The organism is Burkholderia sp. AU45274, assembly GCF_030482505.1.
Taxonomy (GTDB): domain Bacteria; phylum Pseudomonadota; class Gammaproteobacteria; order Burkholderiales; family Burkholderiaceae; genus Burkholderia.
Genome location: NZ_JAUJQE010000008.1, coordinates 111103 through 127764, shown reverse-complemented (window position 1 = coordinate 127764; position 16662 = coordinate 111103). Strand labels below are relative to the sequence as shown.

Genomic DNA, 16662 nt, shown 5'->3' with positions numbered 1-16662 from the left:
TAAAGCCGAGACAAAACAGGCTGAAATTAAAAACGAATCGGTCGTTTGATTAAAATTAAAAAACTATCAATACGGGACGTTTATTTTTCAGGTTTTTGCGGATAAGGTTCGGTTCGGTGAAAGTGATTTGTCAGAAAACGCGGCGATTCATCATCGCGTGCCGCGGTTTCATCGGGTTGCCGCTTTTGCCGATCAGTGTGCGCGACGCCGTGTCGACAGGAACCCCTGCCGGGGATCCTGCGGCAGGCCCGACACGCGCATATCCGTTCCGACATCGACGTCATGAGGGCTCATGAACAAGATCATCCGCAGATACGTTGCTTCCGTGGTGCCATGCGCGTTGACCGGCGTGGCACTGCTGGTCGCGGCGGCCGGTGCTCACGCGCACGGCCGTTTGACCGAACCGCCTTCGCGTATCGTGCTGTGCACGCAAGGGCAGAATCCGAACTGTCACGTCGACGCGTGGCACGCGAACGCGATGGAGAACGGCAAGTTCTTCCCCGCGACGCAAAGCGGCCTGTCCGATCCGTTCGCGCCGGCCGACGCGAAGAATGCCGCACCGCCGCCGGACGGCGAAATCGCCGGCGCCAGTACCAATGGCCCACTGCCGGTGCTGAACGAGCAGTCGCCGAGCCGCTGGCAGAAGATCCCGCTGCGGCCGGGCGCGTTGCAGAATTTCAAATGGGAATTCAGCGCCGTGCACAAGACCCGTCGCTGGAACTACTTCATTACACGCGCCGACTGGAACCCGTCGGAAAAGCTGACGCGCGCGCAGTTCGAGCCCACGCCGTTTTGCACGATCCAGAATCCCGGCCAGCCTTACTGGGACCCGAACGCGAACCTGGTGCCGCAGCAGCCGACCATTCACCAATGCCGGTTGCCGGTGCGTAGCGGTTACCACGTCATCCTGGCGGTCTGGGAAGTCGCGGATACGGCGATGGCGTTCTATCAGGTCGTCGATGCGACGTTCACCAACGGCGATACGACTCGCAGCCCGTTCTGATACGGCTGCGACATGGCGCGCCCGGCGATGGCCGGGGCGTCATGAATGGAAGAACGCCGCTCAGGAGCGCGGATGCGCTCGCCGACCGACCGGGCAGTGTTCAGCCCGGCTTGCCGAAGCAGCCCCATCATTGCCTCTCCGCCCACCCGCGCGACGCCGTCTTACGGCCGGATCGCATCGCCTGAATTTCGTCGATTTGAACAATCAGTCGGATGGCTGCGAGCTATCCGTTTGAATTATCGAATCGCGACAATTGCAATATGGCGATGCGATCACGTGAATATTTCGGGTTCCGATATTGATGGAAATAATCGATTCCAGGGTTGATGCCTGATAATTATGTAGTATAACAAATCGAAGTGCCGGCGCTGGATTGAAGGATCACTACATCGGCCGTCGAATTGTTTTCCGTCGTTGAGATAAAGACGGAATCAATATCGGAATTTTTCTTCAAGTGGCAATTTGTAAGGTTGATTTCTTTTGAATTCGACCTGGGCGGAGCTTTGTCAATCGAAAGGGGAAATCATGAGCCAGACCGGAATCGAGGGCATGAAAATGAAGCGCAACCAGCAAACCGGAATCGTGCGGCGATCGACCTTGAGGGGCGCGCTGGCGCTTCTGCTGGCAGGGTCGTTGTTAGGCACCGGCGCTGCCGCGGCGGGTGCCTTGGGTACATCGGGTACCGGCACGGCGCCGGCATTCGTCTATAGCCCGTACAAGGACGCGACGATTTCGATGAACTGGAACACGAACGTCATCTCGACGAACGTCACGGGTCAGCTGAGCCCGGTGCTGTCGGTGCTGCCAACCGGTGTCCGTACGCTGACGCTCGCGTTCGCGACCGGTGAATGCGGCAGCGAGAACTGGGCGGGCGTCGACGGCGGCGCGATGGCGGCTGCCAATGTGCCGCTCTTCACCGCGGCCAACGTGAATTACGTGATTTCCACCGGCGGCGCGGCCGGCATGTTCACGTGCGGGACGGATGCGGGCATGGCGGCCTTCATCGATCGTTATGCATCGAGCAACCTGATCGGCATCGATTTCGACATCGAGGGCGGGCAGACGCAACAGGTGATCAACGATCTCGTCCAGCGCGTGGCCGTCGCCCAGCGGAAATATCCCGGCCTGCGCTTCAGCTTCACGTTGGCGACACTGGCGCCTTCCCAGCAGGGCGCGAGCACGGCAAGCTCGTGGGGTGCCAGCGCCCCCGACAGCTTCAACATATACGGCGACTGGGTCATGCAGGCGATTCAGGCGGCCGGCCTGAAGAACTACACCATCGACCTGATGACGATGGACTACGGGTCGGCTAGCGCGGGGAACTGCGTGGTCGCGAACGGCACCTGCCAGATGGGGCAGTCGGCGATCCAGGCCGCGATGAACCTGCACGATCACTGGGGCGTACCGTACAGCCAGATCGAGCTGACGCCGATGATCGGCGGCAACGATGTGGTCGGCGAAACCTTCACGCCGGCGGACGCGGACACCGTGGCGCAGTTCGTGAAACAGAACGGTCTCGCGGGTGTCCACTTCTGGTCGTTCGACCGGGACGTCGATTGTCCGCCCGGCGCCGCATCGTCGACGTGCAATTCGATCGGCGGTGTCGGTACGCTCGGTTATACGAACCGGTTTGCCAACCGCCTGGCGCCCGGTAAATGAACGAAGCCGGGCAGGGAGGAGACCATGCGGGCCGCCCGGATGATGGCGACGACGTTTCGCATGGTCTCCGATTTCCTCGACCGGCAACCGGAGGCGCCGCTGTCGTCGCGGGCCGGGCCGCCGGCACCCGACGGATGCGCTCGCTAGGGCGGAGCGTCAGCGTCCGCCCTGGGACGACGCGCCACGCTTGTCGAAGAAGTGCCCCATCAGTTCGAGCAGCGGCCGGCGTCGCTTGGTCACGGCGAATGCCCACTCGTGGGTCTGGCGCGGCGCCTCGGCCGTCGAGACTGCATCGAGCAGCCGTTGTGCGCGAGGCAGGTCGTACCACGGCAACCAGGGGTACGCATGATGGGCGACGTGAAGGTTGAAATTCAGGATCACCCAGCGTGACCAGAGGGGAACGTTGGCGCAGCTGTGCGACACCACGTCCTGCTCCCAGAGCGGCGGGCGTGCCGCGTCGTCGGCCAGCAGCGGGATCTCGGCGTGATGCGGAAGGTTGAGCAGCTCGACGGCCATCAGCAACACGATCCACAGGATCGTCGAGAACGCGATGAGGCTGCCGAGCACGCCCGCACGATACGCCAGCGCGCCGACCGCCGCATAGCCGGCCAGGTAGAGCGCGCTGAATGCGATCTCGGTATTCGATTTCGCGCGATGCGCAGGCGTATCGCGGTGCAGGAACGGTGCGATCCAGTGGCTGAGGAAATGATTGAACGCCATCATCGGGATCCAGTGCCGCCAGATGAATTCGAGCGTACGCGCGCCGCGTTCCGTCATCACGGAAAACTTCTGGATCATCTTGCGATTCTCCGGATCCCGTGTCGGGTGCGCGGTCCACGCGTGATGGCCCAGATGCGATCTGCGCCGCGGCAGGTACGGCAATCCGATGATCCATCCGCAGAGATGGCCGATGGCCTCGTTGCACGCGCGAGTACGCGATGCGGCGTTGTGCAGTGCCTCGTGCAAGATCAGATAGAGATGAATCAGCGCGAGCGTGGCGAGGACGAGCGCGGCGATGCGTGCGGGCCCGCCGGCGAGCCAGAGCACCCACGCAGCGGCAAGCAATGCGACATCGGCGAACCAGAGCGCGAGCGTCAGGTGTCCGGTGGGTCCGTTCGGCAATATTGCCTTGACCGAGCGCCATTCGTCTTGGGTCATGTGCTACCTCGATTAAGTGGATTGATGGGGGGCGCGGCGCGTGGCCGGCGCGGATCTCAGGTGGACAGGATGCGTTGGCCGATCTCGCGGTAGGCGGCATCGAGCCCGTCGATGTGTGCGTCGAGTCCGTTCTTGCTCGCGAACCCGTTGTCGCGCCGGGCGAGCAGCAGGCAGTCGTAGCGCGCGCCGCGGCTCCAGTGCCACGCCGGCAAATAGGCCGTGATGCGGAAGCCGGCTTCGAGCATCGCCTTGACCAGGGTCAGCTTGTCGGCGAGCACGATCGCGCCGACATAGGCCGTCGTGCCGCGCCGTTTCAGGAAACGCAGCAGGTCGGCCGTGACGTCGCGCTCGGCCATGAACGGGCCGCCTGCATGCTGGCAGAGATAGATCGCATCGGCCCGCTCGTCGACACGAAACGTGAAGTCGTCCGCGCACTCGTGCCCATGCCCCCAGAAACAGGTATCGGGATACGGTGCCGGCGTACCGGCGACACCGAGCGGCTCGAAGATCGCGCCGCGCAGGATGTCGGACTCGCGGAAGATTGGGGAAAGCGGCAGGCAATGCCTGAAGCTTGGCGAGCGGAATTTCTCGAGCGCGATGACGTGATGTTCACGCACGCCGTGCGCGCTGTCGGGTGACCCGTCGTGTCCGACCACGACGCCGTCGAGATGACGCAGCAACGCACGCAGCGCGATATCGGTGCGGGCAATCGCGAACGCCAGGTCGTGATCCGCGGCCGGCAACGTGTCGATCGCGGATTGCATCAGCGCCGACAGGACGCCCAGGTGACGATGGTGCCGGGAAATCATCGCGCGGCCGTATTCCCACGAGCGATTCTGCGCGTTGTAGCTGACGCTCATGCAACCGATCGTGGCTTGCGTCTCCTCTTCGGCGACAAACCACAGCTCCGATTTGTTCGAGACGGCGCGCCTCACGTAGCCCGCATCGAGACAGGGGTGCGACGAGTCGCCGTATTCCCGTTCGAACAGCGCGCAGATTCCCGATGTGTCCGCCACCGTTCCGCGGCGTATCCGGAGTGGCCGGTGGCGGGCGCCGTTGGGCTCGACGCGGGTCCCGCCCGCGGTGCTGCCATCAATTGAATTCATCGCCTTGCTTGCCCTGGTGATGGTGGGGGATTGCGCGAATCGAGAGGCGACCCGCGCATCGTCGGCGACGACTTTAATTATCCTTGCGTTTGATTGTCAAACAAATTCAATCGATTTATTCATTGTTGATTTCATTTGAATGATGAGGCTGATGGTTGTCGAAAAAGAGCGCGATGTCATGAAATGAATGGCTGATATCGGCTTGTGTGGCGGGTCTCGGGGAGGAGGCTCGTGTCGCCGTGAAAATGGATTGAAGAGATGGAGGTGGCATCCACGAATTGCCTTCATGAATTGAATAATTCATTGGAGTGGTTGAAATGATGTAAATAAAAATATCGTGACATCGGTTCCATTTTTGGTTCTGGAAATCAAAGTCATTTTATTTTTGCTTTTGATGCGTTAACGGTGTTCAATGCAAAAAATCCGATTTTTCCGGCTGCGGCCGCCGCGCGTCGGCGGTTCTTGACCATCACGAGGTTGACGGCTTGCCGGCGCCCCACCATGCCCACAAAAATCGACAAATCGGAACAGATGGGCGCAGTGTTCCCGCCTACCATCCGCACGTACCTCGCGCATTCGCGCACCACCGCAGTATCGGCAGATGCATCGCCCGCATTCCGCTGCACGTGTCTCCCTCGCACCCTCGCATCCTGACAAGCCGCCCAACAGGCAAGGGATTCGCCATGTCCGCAAGATCGTTCGCTTCATTCGTGCTGATGCTGCTGCTCGCGGCGTGCGGAGGCGACTCCGATTCGTCCGCGCCCGGCAGCGCATTCGCGGCCACTTCCGTGCGCGCCTCGCAGGGCGCCGCGTGGAAACCGCTCGTGCCCGGCACGAGCTGGCAATGGCAGATCGACGGCAACCGGATCAACGAGACGGTGCTGGACGGCGTGAACAACCCGCGCAAGATGTTCGACGTCGACATGGAGCTGACCGATGCCGGCACGATCCAGCGCCTGAAGGCGAAGGGCATCTATGTGGTCTGCTACATGGAGGTGGGCGGGCGCGAGGACACGCGTGGCGATGCCGGCAAGTTTCCGGACAGCGTGCTCGGCAACCCCGTCGAAGGGTATGAGGATCACGAACGCTGGCTGGACATCCGCCAGACCGCGATCCTGATGCCGCTGATGCTGGCGCGGCTCGACCAGGCGAAGAAAAAGGGCTGCGACGGCATCGAGCCGGATCTCGACGACAGCTATCGCCAGGAGACGGGCTTTCCGCTGACGCGTGACGATCAGCTGCGGTACAACACGGCGCTGATCGCCGCCGCGCACGATCGCGGGATGTCGATGGGCCTCAAGAACGGCTCGGGTATTGCTGCCGCGATGGCGAAAGTGGCCGACTGGGCGCTCAACGAGCAATGCAACAGGTTCCACGAGTGCGGCGACTACGCGAGCTTCATCGCGCTGAACAAGGCCGTGTTCAATGTCGAGTACACGCGCCCGGACGGCATGACGCTCGCGGCTTTCTGCCCGGCGGACAACCAGGCCAATTTCGACGGCATTCTGAAACTGTCGAGCGACACGCTGGCGGCGCTGCCGCGCGCGGCCTGCCGGTTCGAGTGAGCGGCGGCGCGCGTCGCCGAGTGCGATCGCATCGGCCGCGATGACGACGCGGGCATCGCGACTGCGCGCACGGACGGGTGCGTGCGCCCAGGCATCGGTGCGGCATCGACAGCATTCCGGTTCGCGGCCCGCGTCGCCCGGGCCGGCCATTGACGCAGGTCAACCGCATTCCCCACGCAGGCCATACAGTCGAGTCGAGCGCTCGCGCGATGCCGCACGCCACTGCGCGCCGCATGCGGGATGGCGGCGGCGACGGGGCCGGATTCGCGCCGGGCGTGTTCATGCCGCCCGCTGGCGGGCGGAACGCGATGCGTTGCGGGGCAGGGTGATGAACCAACGGTTATGGGCGCTCGGCGTGCTCCTTGCATTGGCCGCGTGCGCCGGCGCGGAACGGAACGCGGCCTTCCGGTCGACGGAAACGCAGTTGTTCGCGACGCGCCAGGCCGCGGTGCTGCAGTGTTCGACGCCTGCCGAATGCGACCGCGCATGGCACTTCGCACGCGGCTACGTCGAAGCGCATTCGTCGACCCGGATCACGCGCGCCGATGCGGACACGATCGAAACGGCGGCGCCGATTCTGGCCGGAGAAGTGTATCTGTGGGCCTCCCGAACGACGTCGGGCGGCGCGTCGATGATCCGGCTCAAGGCGATGTGCAAGGGCATGTACGCCAGCGACGGCGGCCCGGGCTGGCGGTACGACGCGTGCGCGGCGAAGATCCTCGACATCGAGCGAGGCTTCCGGTCATACGGGAACCCGGCGCGTTCGTCCGACGTGCCGACGGCGCCGGTCGTGCCGCGATGATCCGGCGTCTCGCGTCCGTGCGTCTGCCGGTTTCCGCGTGATTCCGAACCGTTGACCTCCGTCAACGCCCGTTTCCGGCGAACGCCGATGATGAAAACCAGGCCGAACGCCGCCGGCGCATCGGGTCATCCAGCGAGGTCGGTATGTACACGAACATCATGGTCGCCGTGGACGGCAGCCCTTCATCGCAACGCGCGCTCGACGAGGGCTTGAAGGTGGCGCGCTCGTGCGGTGCGCGCCTGTTCGCCGTTTTCGTCGTCGACAAGTCGTTGCTGATCACTTACAGCGGGCGCCTGGACCCGGATGCATTGCTCGACGAGATCCGGCGCGACGGCGCGTCGGTCCTGCGACACGTCGAACGAACCATCGCGCATGCTGCGGTCAACGGCGAGACGGAACTCGTCGAGACCGAGCTGGGCGAGAGTGTCGCCGAACGGCTGCAGCGCTACGTCGCCGAGCGGTCGATCGATCTCGCGGTGGTCGGCACTCACGGGCGGCGCGGGGTCCGGCGGCTGTTCCTCGGCAGCGTCGCCGAACGGTTCCTGCGCGGATCGAGCTGCCCGGTCCTGCTCATGCGCGGCACCGACGCCGCACCGGCCGCGGCGGCGGCGTAGGGCCGCCATGCACGCAGCGCCGCCAGCCGGCGCCTGCCCGTGCGCAACCTGCCGAGGTGGCCATCATGCAGATCTCGTTTCCTTCCGAACATCCGACGTATTGCGGCCTGGATCCGGCACTGACCTTTCCGGCGCTGGTCGAAGGCCACCGCGTGCGCTGCGCGATTACCGCGGAAGCGCTGGAGGATCACTTCCGCGCGGCGTCGCCGTGCGAGCAGGATCTCGTGGATGCGTTTGCCCGCCACCGTCCCGCGATCGAGCGCGCCGCACGCTGCCTGCTCGAGGAGATGGGCGGGCGGCCGATTCTGCTTCACAGCGGCTATTTCCGGTTCTGCACGTGAGCGCCCGCAGTCGTTGACGCGCATCAAGCGCGTGCCGATACGGGCACTTACACTGGAATCCTGATGATCGTTCGTCCGTTGTGCGGCACACGGTGCCGCGCCAATCCGGTCTCCATCATGGCGTCGCGCGGGCGGGACGAACGCGCGGGCCGCTTGTCTATCGTTCAAGGAGTGCGAACCATGAGCAATGTCACGCGTTACGATCCGTTTTCGATCGAACCCGTCGCCGACCTGTTTCAGGGGCTGTTCAGGCCGCTGCGCGGAATGACGCTGACGGACGAGCCCGATCTGGCCTCGATGAAGATCGACGTGACGGAAAGCGACGAGGCGTACAAGGTCAACGCGGAACTGCCGGGCGTCGCCAAGGACGACATCGACGTCCAGGTGACGGGCAGCACCGTATCGATCCACGCGAAGATCGAGCGCAACCAGGAGCAGAAGGAGGGCGAACGCGTGATCCGGCGCGAGCGCTACAGCGGTGCGATCAGCCGCTCGTTCTCGCTGTCGGGCGAGATCGACGACGCGAACGCGACGGCGACTTACCAGGACGGCGTGCTGTCGCTGACGCTCCCGAAGAAGGCGCCGGTCGCGCAGAAGAAACTGGCCATCAGCTGATCGGAGAGCAGGCAGCGGGCGATGCGGGCACGCGTCGTCCGAACGGAGATACCGGCGCGCGGAGCGATCCGCGCGCCGTTTCATTGTGGCGGTCGCGCGAACGCCTGCGCATTCGATCCGGTGCCGCCGGCGCGGGAGCGCTCCGTCTGCGCGTCGGGCGGCGTCCGTTGACCTGCATCAGCGATCCCCGGCCGCGCGTGTGCAACTCTGGAGATGTGCGGCGGACTGGCGCGCCGCGGCTCACAGGAGTGCAGGCGATGAAGACCGACAAGCAGTTGAAGCAGGACGTTCAGGACGAACTGGAGTCCGACCCGGCGATCGACGCGACACGTATCGGTGTCGAGGTGGTCAACCGGATCGTGACGCTCTCGGGTCATCCGCCGAGCTATGCGGAGAAGCTGGCGATCGAGCGGGCGGCGAACCGCGTGGCCGGCGTCAAGGCGCTCGTCGTCGACATGACCGTGCATCTGCCGGACGACGACGTCCGCACCGACGAGGACATCGCGAACGCGGTGCGTTCGGTGCTGCACTGGACGGTCGGGCTGCACGACGACGCGGTGAAGGTGCAGGTCGAACACGGCTGGATCACGCTGTCCGGCAGGGTCGAATGGGCGTACCAGAGCCACCTCGCCGTGCGGGCGATCTCGCAGATGCGCAGCGTGACCGGCGTGACCGACCATATCGCGGTGCAGGGGACGATCGGTTCGGCCGACATCGGCGGCAACATCAAGCGCGCGATCATGCGCCATGCGGAGCGCGAGGCGAAGCACATCGCGATCGAGGTGCGCGACGGCACGGTGCGGCTGTCCGGCAAGGTCGGCTCGTTCTCCGAGCGCAAGGCCGTGCGCGGGGCGGCATGGTCGGCGCGCGGCGTGCGCGCCGTCGTCGACGATCTGGTCGTCGAGTAACGCCGGCAAGCGGCAACCGGATGCGCAGTGCGCGCGGAAAGGGGAATCAAATGACATTGTCAGGCGAGGTGCACGACGCGGACTGGTCGGTGGCGATCGAGACGATCGTCGCCGGAACGGGCGGCTATCGTTGCAGGATCCACGTGACGCTGGTGTCGCCGGAGGGCGCGTGCGAGCGTACGTTCGCGCACAGCCGGACCCACGGCACCGAGCGCGAAGCCGCGATCGACGGGCTGCGCGTCGGGATGACGTGGGTCGAAATGAGGAAGTCGAACACGTTCACGGTGTGAGGTCGCGGCGCCCGTGCACGTGTCGCACGGGTGCCGGCGTTTCGTTCGCCACGCGACGCAGCCGGCGTCGCATCGCGTGTGCATCGACATCGACGTGCCTAGCCGTCCGACCGATCACGGGTGGCACGCGGCAGCGCCGCGCGCGGGACCGGTTCGTCGTCGCGTGCATGTCTGCGTTGCCGCCCGACATGATGCGCGACGGCGTCGGTCACGGTCGGGAAGAAACTGGCGCGACCGAACACGTCGAACAGCCCGTAGGCGCGCAGGCGATCCTTCACCGGGCCCTTCATTTCCGCGAAGTCCAGCGCGATCTTCCGTTCCCGGAGTTCCTCGCCCAGCATCACGAGCCGGTCCGCGGCGCTGATGTCGATATCGGTGACGGGCTCGGCCGCGATGACGACGCGCGCAACCGGTGGCGCGGACTTCGCGATCGCCGCGTGCAGATGCTCGCAGAAAATCTCGACGTTCGCGTAGAAGAGCGGCGCATCCCAGCGGAACAGCAGGAGTCCCGGTATCGGCACGGCGTCCGGATGCCGCGCGACGTCGTGATAGCCGCGCACGCCGGCGAGCCGGCCCAGCACCGCATCGTACGGATGCCACGCGCGCCACACGAACGACAGCAGCGACAGCGCGCTGGCGAGCAGGATGCCGGGCACGACGCCCATGCCGATCACGCCTGCGAAGCACAGCACCGAAATCAGGCATTCGCCGCGGCGCATCCGGTACAGCCGCACGACGCTGCGGACGTCCGCGATGCCGAACGCCGCGTAGATCACCACGGCGGCCAACGCCGCGCGCGGGACGAGGGTCAGCAGCGCCGGGGCGGCGGCGAGCAGGAGCGCGATGCAGGCCGCCGCGACCAGATTCGTGACCTGGCTTTGCGCACCGGCGGCAATCGCGACGGGCGTGCGCGATGCGCTGCTGCTGACCGCGCACCCGTGCATCACGCCGGCCAGCAGATTGGCGGCGCCCAGAGCGACCAGTTCCTGGTTGCGGTCCGGTGTGTCGCCCGCGCGAGTGGACAGTGCGCGCGACAGCATGCTGATGTCGGCGAACGACACCAGCGCTACGGCGATCGCGCCGGACGCAAGCGCGACCAGATCGGCGACGGAGACGGCCGGCAGATGCGGCACGGGCGCACCGGCAGGCAGGGCGCCGATCGTGGCCACGCCGTGCAGCCGCGGCACCTGCGCGATGACGGTTGCCGCCAGCACCGCGATCAAGACGCCGGGCGCACGCGGCATCATGCGTTTCATCAGAAAAATGGTGGTGAGCGTACCGATGCCGAGCGCGGTCGCGGCAATGGAAAACCGGTGTGCGTTGAGCGCCTGCACGATGCGCGGCACGCTGGCGAACACGTCGCCGCCCGATACCGGCATGCCCAGCAGTTCCGGCAACCGGCCGATCGCGAGCGCAATGGCGATGCCGTTCAGGTAGCCGTACTGGATCGGACGCGACAGCAGATCGGTGACGAAGCCGAGGCGGAGCGCGCCGAGCAGGATGCAGATCGTGCCGGCCAACAGCGCCAGCGCGCCGGCGAGCGCGATGGCGCGCTGCGGATCGTGACCGGCGAGCGGGGCGATGGCGCCGGCGATCAGCGCGGCCAGTGCCGAATCCGGGCCGAGGACGAGGATCCGGCTCGGGCCGAGCAGCGCATACGCGAGCAACGCGGCGATCGACGCATGGAGCCCCGTGATGGCGGGCAGGCCGGCCGCCTCGGCATAGCTCATGCCGACGGGCACCAGCACGGCCGACAGCGCGATGCCCGCATAGAGATCGCGCGAGAACCATGCGCGCCGGTAGTTCGCGAGCATGGTGAAGCCCGGGAACAGGTGGGCAACGCGGGCGGAAAGCGGCCGGTTCATTGCGGCTTCGGCTTCGGCTTCGGCTTCGGCTTCGGCTTCGGCTTCGGCGTCGTGCGGCGGCGCACCGGCCGCGCCGTGCGCCGCCGCGCATACCAGCCGCCGATCGCGTGCCAGATGTCCGGGGCGGATTCGCAGTACGTGAACAGGTCGAGATCGGCGCGAGCGATCATCCCTTCGTCGGCGAGGAAGGCCAGATCCACCGCGCGGCGCCAGTACGCTTCGCCGACGAGGATGACCGGCAGCGGCGGGATCTTGCGCGTCTGCAGCAGCGTCAGGACTTCGAACAGCTCGTCGAACGTGCCGTAGCCGCCGGGGAAGAATACCGCCGCCTTCGCGCGTTCGAGCAGGTGCAGCTTGCGGATCGCGAAATAGTGAAACCGGAAGCAGAGACCGGGCGTGATGTACGGATTCGGTGCCTGTTCGCGCGGCAGCTCGATGTTGAAGCCGATGCTCGGCGCGCCGCGCTCGTATGCGCCGCGATTGGCGGCCTCCATGATGCCCGGGCCGCCGCCGGTGACGATGGCGAGCCGCGCGGCGCGCGTGCACCGGTCGGCGTGGCCGACGATGCGCCCGAATTCGCGCGCGACGCGGTAATACACGCTGTGCTCGACGAGCCGGCTCGCCGCCGCGACGGCGTGACGCCGGCCCGCATCGTGCGGCCGCGCCGCGAGCAGGCGATTGGCTTCGTTCAGCCGCGCGTTCGCGACGGCCGGGGCAACGATGCGCGTGCTGCCGTAGATCACGACGGCATGGCCGATGCGTTCGTTCTGCAGGCGTTCCTCGGCCTTCCAGTAGTCGAGTTGCAGCCGGATGCCGCGCATGCCCGCGCGCTGCAGGAGGGTGGCATCGTCGTCGGCGGGCGTGCAGTCCGGACGGTTGGCGAGACGCGGCGCGCGATGCGGGATGCGCTGGACGCGGTCGTTGCCGACGATCGCATCGGGCCGTGTGCGAGCGCGTTTGCCGGGCGCGGCCGCCGACGTCAGGCCGGCTGCGGCACGGCGGCGCACTCCACCTCGCGCGGTACCGACGGGAACGCGTTTGACGACGGTCGACATGAGCGGCTGGCTGGCGGGCCGGTTACTGGCTCAGCACCCATTGCACGAGCTGGTGCGCGTCGTCGGCGGACAGCGGGCCGCCGCGATCCTCGGCGGATGGCATCGGCGTGTCGCCCCAGTGCACGCGGCCGCCGACGCGCAGCTTGCGTTCCAGTTCAGGCGCGGCGGCCGGATCGCCGCGGTAGCGCTGCGCGATGTCGTGGAACGACGGCCCGAGGAACGTCATGTCGGACGTGTGGCAGAACATGCAGTGCTGCGCATTGACGAGATCGGTCGGCTCGGGCACGGCCGTCTGCGCGGCGGCCGGGTTGGCCGCCGTGACGGTCACGCAGAAGGCGGCGCAACGCAGGAGGTTCATGATTTTTTCCTCGTCCGGATCAGAAAGGCCGCGCCGTGCCGCCGGGCGCGATCACGAAACGACTTCGTCGAGCGGGCGACGCGGCGAGTGCGGCGTATGCGGGCCGTGCCCGACACGCAATAGCAACTGCGGTTCGCCGTGCAGCCCGAGCATGTGACGCAGGTGGGCGCGCAGCTCGGTCGTCTCGATCGGCTGGTTCAGGTACGACGCCGTATAGCCTGCGCGCGTCGCGACGAGCAGGACGCGCTCCAGCGCCTGTCCGGCGGCGAGCCACGCGTCGCGATCGTCGCGCACGGTCGAGATGCATACGACCAACGGCGACGCGCCGACGAGCTGGTGATGCAGCGCGGCCAGTCCGTTACCGAGATCGAACGTCCGTACCGCCATCGTCACGACGGGCGCCGCGAAGTCCAGCAGCGTCGGCACGCCGGCCGCGAACGCCGGCATGCCGTCGACGTGGCGGCGCGGATCGATCCAGCTCGCCAGTTCGCGCCTGAAGCGCGGGTCCGCGAACTGCTCCTGATCGGCCTCTGCAACCAGCTCGGCCACCCGTGCGCGATGCGCGATCGAGTCGACGCAGGTGATCTCGGCGCCTTCCGCGACACCGGCCGCGATCAGCTCGCGCTGCAGCGTGTCCGGAACAGCCGTCGATTCGAACGGCGCACGCGTCGTGACGCGCTCCGGAATCGCATCGAACAGCGCGCCGAGCGACGCGTCGGAATAGCCGTCGTCGCACACCCGGACCAGCGCCAGCAGATCGGGATCGATGTCGGACGGGAACGTGCTGATCGTGTGGGCGAGCCCGGCGTGATCGAGCGCGACGCGCAGGTTGAGCAGGGCCGCACCGCAGCTGATGAGCAGCTCGCGATCGAACGGATCGATGACGGGCAACGCGCGCACGCGATCCGCGCAGACCGCGATCGTGGGGCCGTCGACGATGAACCGCCACGGCTGCGAGTTGTGGCTGGACGGGGCCAGCACCGCGTAGGCCAGCAGCGACCTCAGATGTGCTTCAGGGTGGGCGCTTGCGGCTAGTGGGGGAACGGATACCATTCGATCATCTCCTGGTCGCCACACGGGGGGCGTCATGTCACTTCATCGTGTCAGCAACCGTCTGTCCGCCGTTGACCCACATCAAGCGCCCGTCACCGGGCCATGCGTTCGGGGCGCGGAGCGACTAGCGTGGAGAGGTGACGCGCACGAACATGCGTGCGCGGGGAGGCGAGCATGTTTGCGATGATGTTTGACGGCACGACACAGCATCTGCGCGAGGCGCGCGTGCCGGACCCGTTGCCGGCGGCGGGCCAGTTGCTGATCGACGTACACGCATGCGGCGTATGCCGGACCGATCTCCACGTCGTTGACGGCGAGCTTGCGCATCCGAAGCTGCCGCTGATCCCGGGGCACGAGATCGTCGGCACGGTGCGTGCGCTCGGCGCGGGCGTGACGGGCTTCGTCGTGGGCGACCGCGTCGGTGTGCCGTGGCTCGGCTTGACGTGCGGCCATTGCGCGTATTGCACGACGGGCCGTGAGAATCTGTGCGACAGCCCGGGATTCACCGGCTATACGATCGACGGCGGCTATGCGGAGTGCACCGTCGCCGACCACCGGTATTGCGTGCATCTGCCGCAGCGCTACACCGATCTCGAAGCCGCGCCACTGCTGTGTGCCGGCCTGATCGGCTATCGAACCTTGCGCATGGCGGGCGATGCACGGCGCATCGGCATCTACGGCTTCGGTGCGGCAGCGCATCTCGTCGCGCAGGTCGCGCATATCGAGGGACGCAAGGTGTTTGCGCTGACGAAGCCGGGCGATACCGTGGCGCAGCAGCTGGCGCGTTCACTCGGTGCCGCGTGGGCCGGCGGCAGCGACGAAGCGCCTCCCGAGGCGCTCGACGCCACGCTCATCTTCGCGCCGGTGGGGGCACTGGTGCCGACAGCGCTTCGCGCGGTCGACAAAGGCGGGATCGTCGTATGCGGCGGCATCCACATGAGCGACATACCGGGCTTTCCGTACGCGTGGCTGTGGGGCGAGCGCCGTATCGTGTCGGTCGCCAACCTGACGCGCGCGGATGCGGTCGAATTCATGCGGGTCGCCGATACGATGCCGCTGCGGGTCGAGGCCGTGCGCTATGCGCTGACCGACGCGAACCGTGCGCTCGACGACTTGCGCTCCGGGCGTTTGTCGGGGGCGGCGGTGCTCGCCATGCGCGGCTGATGCGCCCGCCGCACACAGCGAGGTCAGATTTGCCCAAGGCCTTCCGGATCGACGATGCGGATCTGCTTGCCTTGCGCCGCGACGAGCCCCTTGTGCTGGAACTTCGACATCATCCGGCTGACGGTTTCGAGCTTCATCCCGAGATATTCGCCGATCTCGTCGCGCGTCATCCGCAGCACGAACTCGGCGGCCGAGTAGCCGCGCGCCTTGAAGCGGGTGGAAAGGTTCAGCAGGAACGCGGCCACGCGCTGTTCGGCGGTCATCGTGCCGAGCAGCAGCATCAGCGCGGATTCGCGGACGATTTCGCCGCTCATCATCTGGTACACGTGATGCTGCATCGGCCGCACTTCGCGGCACATCTGCTCGAGCTGGCCGAACGGAATGATGCAGACGGTGCTGTCCTCTAGCGCGATCGCGTCGCCGTTGTGGTGCCCGGTGTGCACGCCGTCGAGCCCGAGCGATTCACCGACGATCTGGAAGCCGGTGATCTGCTCGTCGCCGTCGCGATGCATCACGATGGTCTTGAATGACCCGGTCCGGACCGCATAGATGCTGTTGAACGTGTCGCCTGCGCGAAACAGCGTTTCACCGCGCCGGACGTGCCGCGTCGTGCAGATCATCGCGTCGACACGCGCGAAATCGTCAGGCGAAAGGTCGGCCGGCATGCAGACGGTACGCAACGCGCACGTCGAGCAACGGGACGCGGCGCGCTTCGGCTGGTCCACCCGTTCGACGGGATGCAGCGGAATGAACGGGCGTAACGGCATGGTCGGCGAGACTTCGGCATGGCTCTGCATGATCGGCTCCAGTGCTTGGGGCGGCGGCGAATCGCTGTCGTGCAGGTTCGCGCTGGCCGTCGTATCGGCGGCCCCGGCGTCTGCCGCCTACCTGATGGGGAACCACACCGGAGGGCCAGGAGACCGGTACGCCGGTCTCGATGGTGATGCGGCCTTTGCTCCGGGAGGCACGCTTGCTTGTTTTTCTTGATACGCAGTATGGACGGCGCGCGCCGCGACGGAAATCAGCCGCAATTGAAGATGCGGTAGGACACGCGGAAGGGTTGTAGGACGTTTCCTACAGAGGCGCGGCATCCTGGCGGGGCGACG

18 protein-coding genes are annotated in these 16662 nt (G+C 66.2%); 10 read left to right on the top strand and 8 right to left on the bottom strand.

The features are described from left to right. Window positions 1–292: 292 nt before the first annotated feature. Together QZM35_RS26500 and QZM35_RS26495 are read left to right on the top strand one after the other, a co-directional pair. Complete coding sequence (locus tag QZM35_RS26500; protein ID WP_244115330.1) at window positions 293–1003, top strand: lytic polysaccharide monooxygenase; 711 nt, start codon at window positions 293–295, stop codon at window positions 1001–1003. A 666-nt stretch (window positions 1004–1669) separates the two neighbouring features. After that, complete coding sequence (locus QZM35_RS26495; RefSeq protein WP_256976990.1) at window positions 1670–2662, top strand: chitinase; 993 nt, start codon at window positions 1670–1672, stop codon at window positions 2660–2662. Between the two features lie 156 nt (window positions 2663–2818). Here QZM35_RS26495 and QZM35_RS26490 read toward each other — a convergent pair whose 3' ends face one another. From QZM35_RS26490 to QZM35_RS26480, 3 genes are all read right to left on the bottom strand, one after another. Beyond that, the gene (locus QZM35_RS26490) at window positions 2819–3820 is read right to left on the bottom strand and encodes a fatty acid desaturase (protein WP_301777118.1); all 1002 of its coding nucleotides are present in this window, start codon (window positions 3818–3820) and stop codon (window positions 2819–2821) included. Window positions 3821–3876: 56 nt separating this feature from the next. Further along, on the bottom strand, window positions 3877–4680 hold the full coding sequence (locus tag QZM35_RS26485; protein ID WP_301777117.1) for a hypothetical protein: 804 nt from the start codon (window positions 4678–4680) through the stop codon (window positions 3877–3879). A 620-nt stretch (window positions 4681–5300) separates the two neighbouring features. Then, a complete protein-coding gene (locus QZM35_RS26480; protein ID WP_301777116.1) occupies window positions 5301–5552 on the bottom strand; it encodes a hypothetical protein in 252 nt (83 codons plus the stop codon). A 57-nt stretch (window positions 5553–5609) separates the two neighbouring features. On the opposite strand from QZM35_RS26480, the gene QZM35_RS26475 reads away from it, so the two are divergent. From QZM35_RS26475 to QZM35_RS26445, 7 genes are all read left to right on the top strand, one after another. Continuing rightward, window positions 5610–6491 (top strand): endo alpha-1,4 polygalactosaminidase, encoded by an 882-nt coding sequence (locus tag QZM35_RS26475; RefSeq protein ID WP_301777115.1) that lies wholly within the window; start codon window positions 5610–5612, stop codon window positions 6489–6491. A 328-nt stretch (window positions 6492–6819) separates the two neighbouring features. Next, window positions 6820–7293: a hypothetical protein gene (locus QZM35_RS26470; RefSeq protein WP_301777114.1), complete on the top strand. Its 474-nt coding sequence runs from the start codon at window positions 6820–6822 to the stop codon at window positions 7291–7293. Window positions 7294–7436: 143 nt separating this feature from the next. Next, window positions 7437–7907, top strand: a complete 471-nt coding sequence (locus tag QZM35_RS26465; protein WP_089429393.1) for a universal stress protein — start codon at window positions 7437–7439, stop codon at window positions 7905–7907. Window positions 7908–7972: 65 nt separating this feature from the next. Continuing rightward, window positions 7973–8248, top strand: a complete 276-nt coding sequence (locus tag QZM35_RS26460; RefSeq protein WP_089429394.1) for a DUF1488 domain-containing protein — start codon at window positions 7973–7975, stop codon at window positions 8246–8248. 180 nt (window positions 8249–8428) lie between these two features. Beyond that, window positions 8429–8863 carry an Hsp20/alpha crystallin family protein gene (locus QZM35_RS26455; protein ID WP_089429395.1) on the top strand — a complete coding sequence of 145 codons (435 nt, stop codon included), beginning with the start codon at window positions 8429–8431 and terminating at the stop codon, window positions 8861–8863. Window positions 8864–9120: 257 nt separating this feature from the next. After that, window positions 9121–9771, top strand: coding sequence for a BON domain-containing protein (locus tag QZM35_RS26450; protein WP_039353456.1), 651 nt, complete (start codon window positions 9121–9123; stop codon window positions 9769–9771). A 50-nt stretch (window positions 9772–9821) separates the two neighbouring features. After that, a complete protein-coding gene (locus tag QZM35_RS26445) occupies window positions 9822–10061 on the top strand; it encodes a hypothetical protein (protein ID WP_089429396.1) in 240 nt (79 codons plus the stop codon). A gap of 98 nt (window positions 10062–10159) precedes the next feature. Here the strand turns inward: QZM35_RS26445 and QZM35_RS26440 are convergent, their stop codons facing one another. Genes QZM35_RS26440 through QZM35_RS26425 form a run of 4 tightly spaced genes read right to left on the bottom strand, consistent with a single transcriptional unit; the run spans window position 10160 to window position 14392 of the window. Beyond that, complete coding sequence (locus tag QZM35_RS26440; RefSeq protein WP_089434172.1) at window positions 10160–11926, bottom strand: SulP family inorganic anion transporter; 1767 nt, start codon at window positions 11924–11926, stop codon at window positions 10160–10162. Next, the gene (locus tag QZM35_RS26435) at window positions 11923–12981 is read right to left on the bottom strand and encodes an LOG family protein (RefSeq protein WP_301777113.1); all 1059 of its coding nucleotides are present in this window, start codon (window positions 12979–12981) and stop codon (window positions 11923–11925) included. The genes QZM35_RS26440 and QZM35_RS26435 overlap by 4 nt, the downstream gene beginning before the upstream one ends. Window positions 12982–13003: 22 nt before the next feature. Next, window positions 13004–13339, bottom strand: a complete 336-nt coding sequence (locus QZM35_RS26430; RefSeq protein WP_089434174.1) for a c-type cytochrome — start codon at window positions 13337–13339, stop codon at window positions 13004–13006. A gap of 51 nt (window positions 13340–13390) precedes the next feature. Then, entirely contained in the window at window positions 13391–14392 is a 1002-nt protein-coding gene (locus QZM35_RS26425; protein ID WP_089429400.1) for a nitroreductase family protein, read from the bottom strand. 174 nt (window positions 14393–14566) lie between these two features. On the opposite strand from QZM35_RS26425, the gene QZM35_RS26420 reads away from it, so the two are divergent. After that, the gene (locus tag QZM35_RS26420) at window positions 14567–15556 is read left to right on the top strand and encodes a zinc-dependent alcohol dehydrogenase family protein (protein ID WP_089429401.1); all 990 of its coding nucleotides are present in this window, start codon (window positions 14567–14569) and stop codon (window positions 15554–15556) included. Between the two features lie 23 nt (window positions 15557–15579). Here QZM35_RS26420 and fnr read toward each other — a convergent pair whose 3' ends face one another. Beyond that, window positions 15580–16353 carry a fumarate/nitrate reduction transcriptional regulator Fnr gene (fnr, locus tag QZM35_RS26415; RefSeq protein ID WP_089434175.1) on the bottom strand — a complete coding sequence of 258 codons (774 nt, stop codon included), beginning with the start codon at window positions 16351–16353 and terminating at the stop codon, window positions 15580–15582. Between the last annotated feature and the right edge of the window lie 309 nt (window positions 16354–16662).

Excerpts from the sequence above, each read along its gene's own strand:
- QZM35_RS26500 (WP_244115330.1), top strand. The coding sequence starts at position 293 with ATGAACAAGATCATCCGCAGATACGTTGCTTCCGTGGTGCCATGCGCG.
- QZM35_RS26490 (WP_301777118.1), bottom strand. The coding sequence starts at position 3,820 with ATGACCCAAGACGAATGGCGCTCGGTCAAGGCAATATTGCCGAACGGA.
- QZM35_RS26485 (WP_301777117.1), bottom strand. The coding sequence starts at position 4,680 with ATGAGCGTCAGCTACAACGCGCAGAATCGCTCGTGGGAATACGGCCGC.
- QZM35_RS26475 (WP_301777115.1), top strand. The coding sequence starts at position 5,610 with ATGTCCGCAAGATCGTTCGCTTCATTCGTGCTGATGCTGCTGCTCGCG.
- QZM35_RS26470 (WP_301777114.1), top strand. The coding sequence starts at position 6,820 with ATGAACCAACGGTTATGGGCGCTCGGCGTGCTCCTTGCATTGGCCGCG.
- QZM35_RS26465 (WP_089429393.1), top strand. The coding sequence starts at position 7,437 with ATGTACACGAACATCATGGTCGCCGTGGACGGCAGCCCTTCATCGCAA.
- QZM35_RS26460 (WP_089429394.1), top strand. The coding sequence starts at position 7,973 with ATGCAGATCTCGTTTCCTTCCGAACATCCGACGTATTGCGGCCTGGAT.
- QZM35_RS26455 (WP_089429395.1), top strand. The coding sequence starts at position 8,429 with ATGAGCAATGTCACGCGTTACGATCCGTTTTCGATCGAACCCGTCGCC.
- QZM35_RS26450 (WP_039353456.1), top strand. The coding sequence starts at position 9,121 with ATGAAGACCGACAAGCAGTTGAAGCAGGACGTTCAGGACGAACTGGAG.
- QZM35_RS26445 (WP_089429396.1), top strand. The coding sequence starts at position 9,822 with ATGACATTGTCAGGCGAGGTGCACGACGCGGACTGGTCGGTGGCGATC.
- QZM35_RS26440 (WP_089434172.1), bottom strand. The coding sequence starts at position 11,926 with ATGAACCGGCCGCTTTCCGCCCGCGTTGCCCACCTGTTCCCGGGCTTC.
- QZM35_RS26435 (WP_301777113.1), bottom strand. The coding sequence starts at position 12,981 with ATGTCGACCGTCGTCAAACGCGTTCCCGTCGGTACCGCGCGAGGTGGA.
- QZM35_RS26430 (WP_089434174.1), bottom strand. The coding sequence starts at position 13,339 with ATGAACCTCCTGCGTTGCGCCGCCTTCTGCGTGACCGTCACGGCGGCC.
- QZM35_RS26425 (WP_089429400.1), bottom strand. The coding sequence starts at position 14,392 with ATGGTATCCGTTCCCCCACTAGCCGCAAGCGCCCACCCTGAAGCACAT.
- QZM35_RS26420 (WP_089429401.1), top strand. The coding sequence starts at position 14,567 with ATGTTTGCGATGATGTTTGACGGCACGACACAGCATCTGCGCGAGGCG.
- fnr (WP_089434175.1), bottom strand. The coding sequence starts at position 16,353 with ATGCAGAGCCATGCCGAAGTCTCGCCGACCATGCCGTTACGCCCGTTC.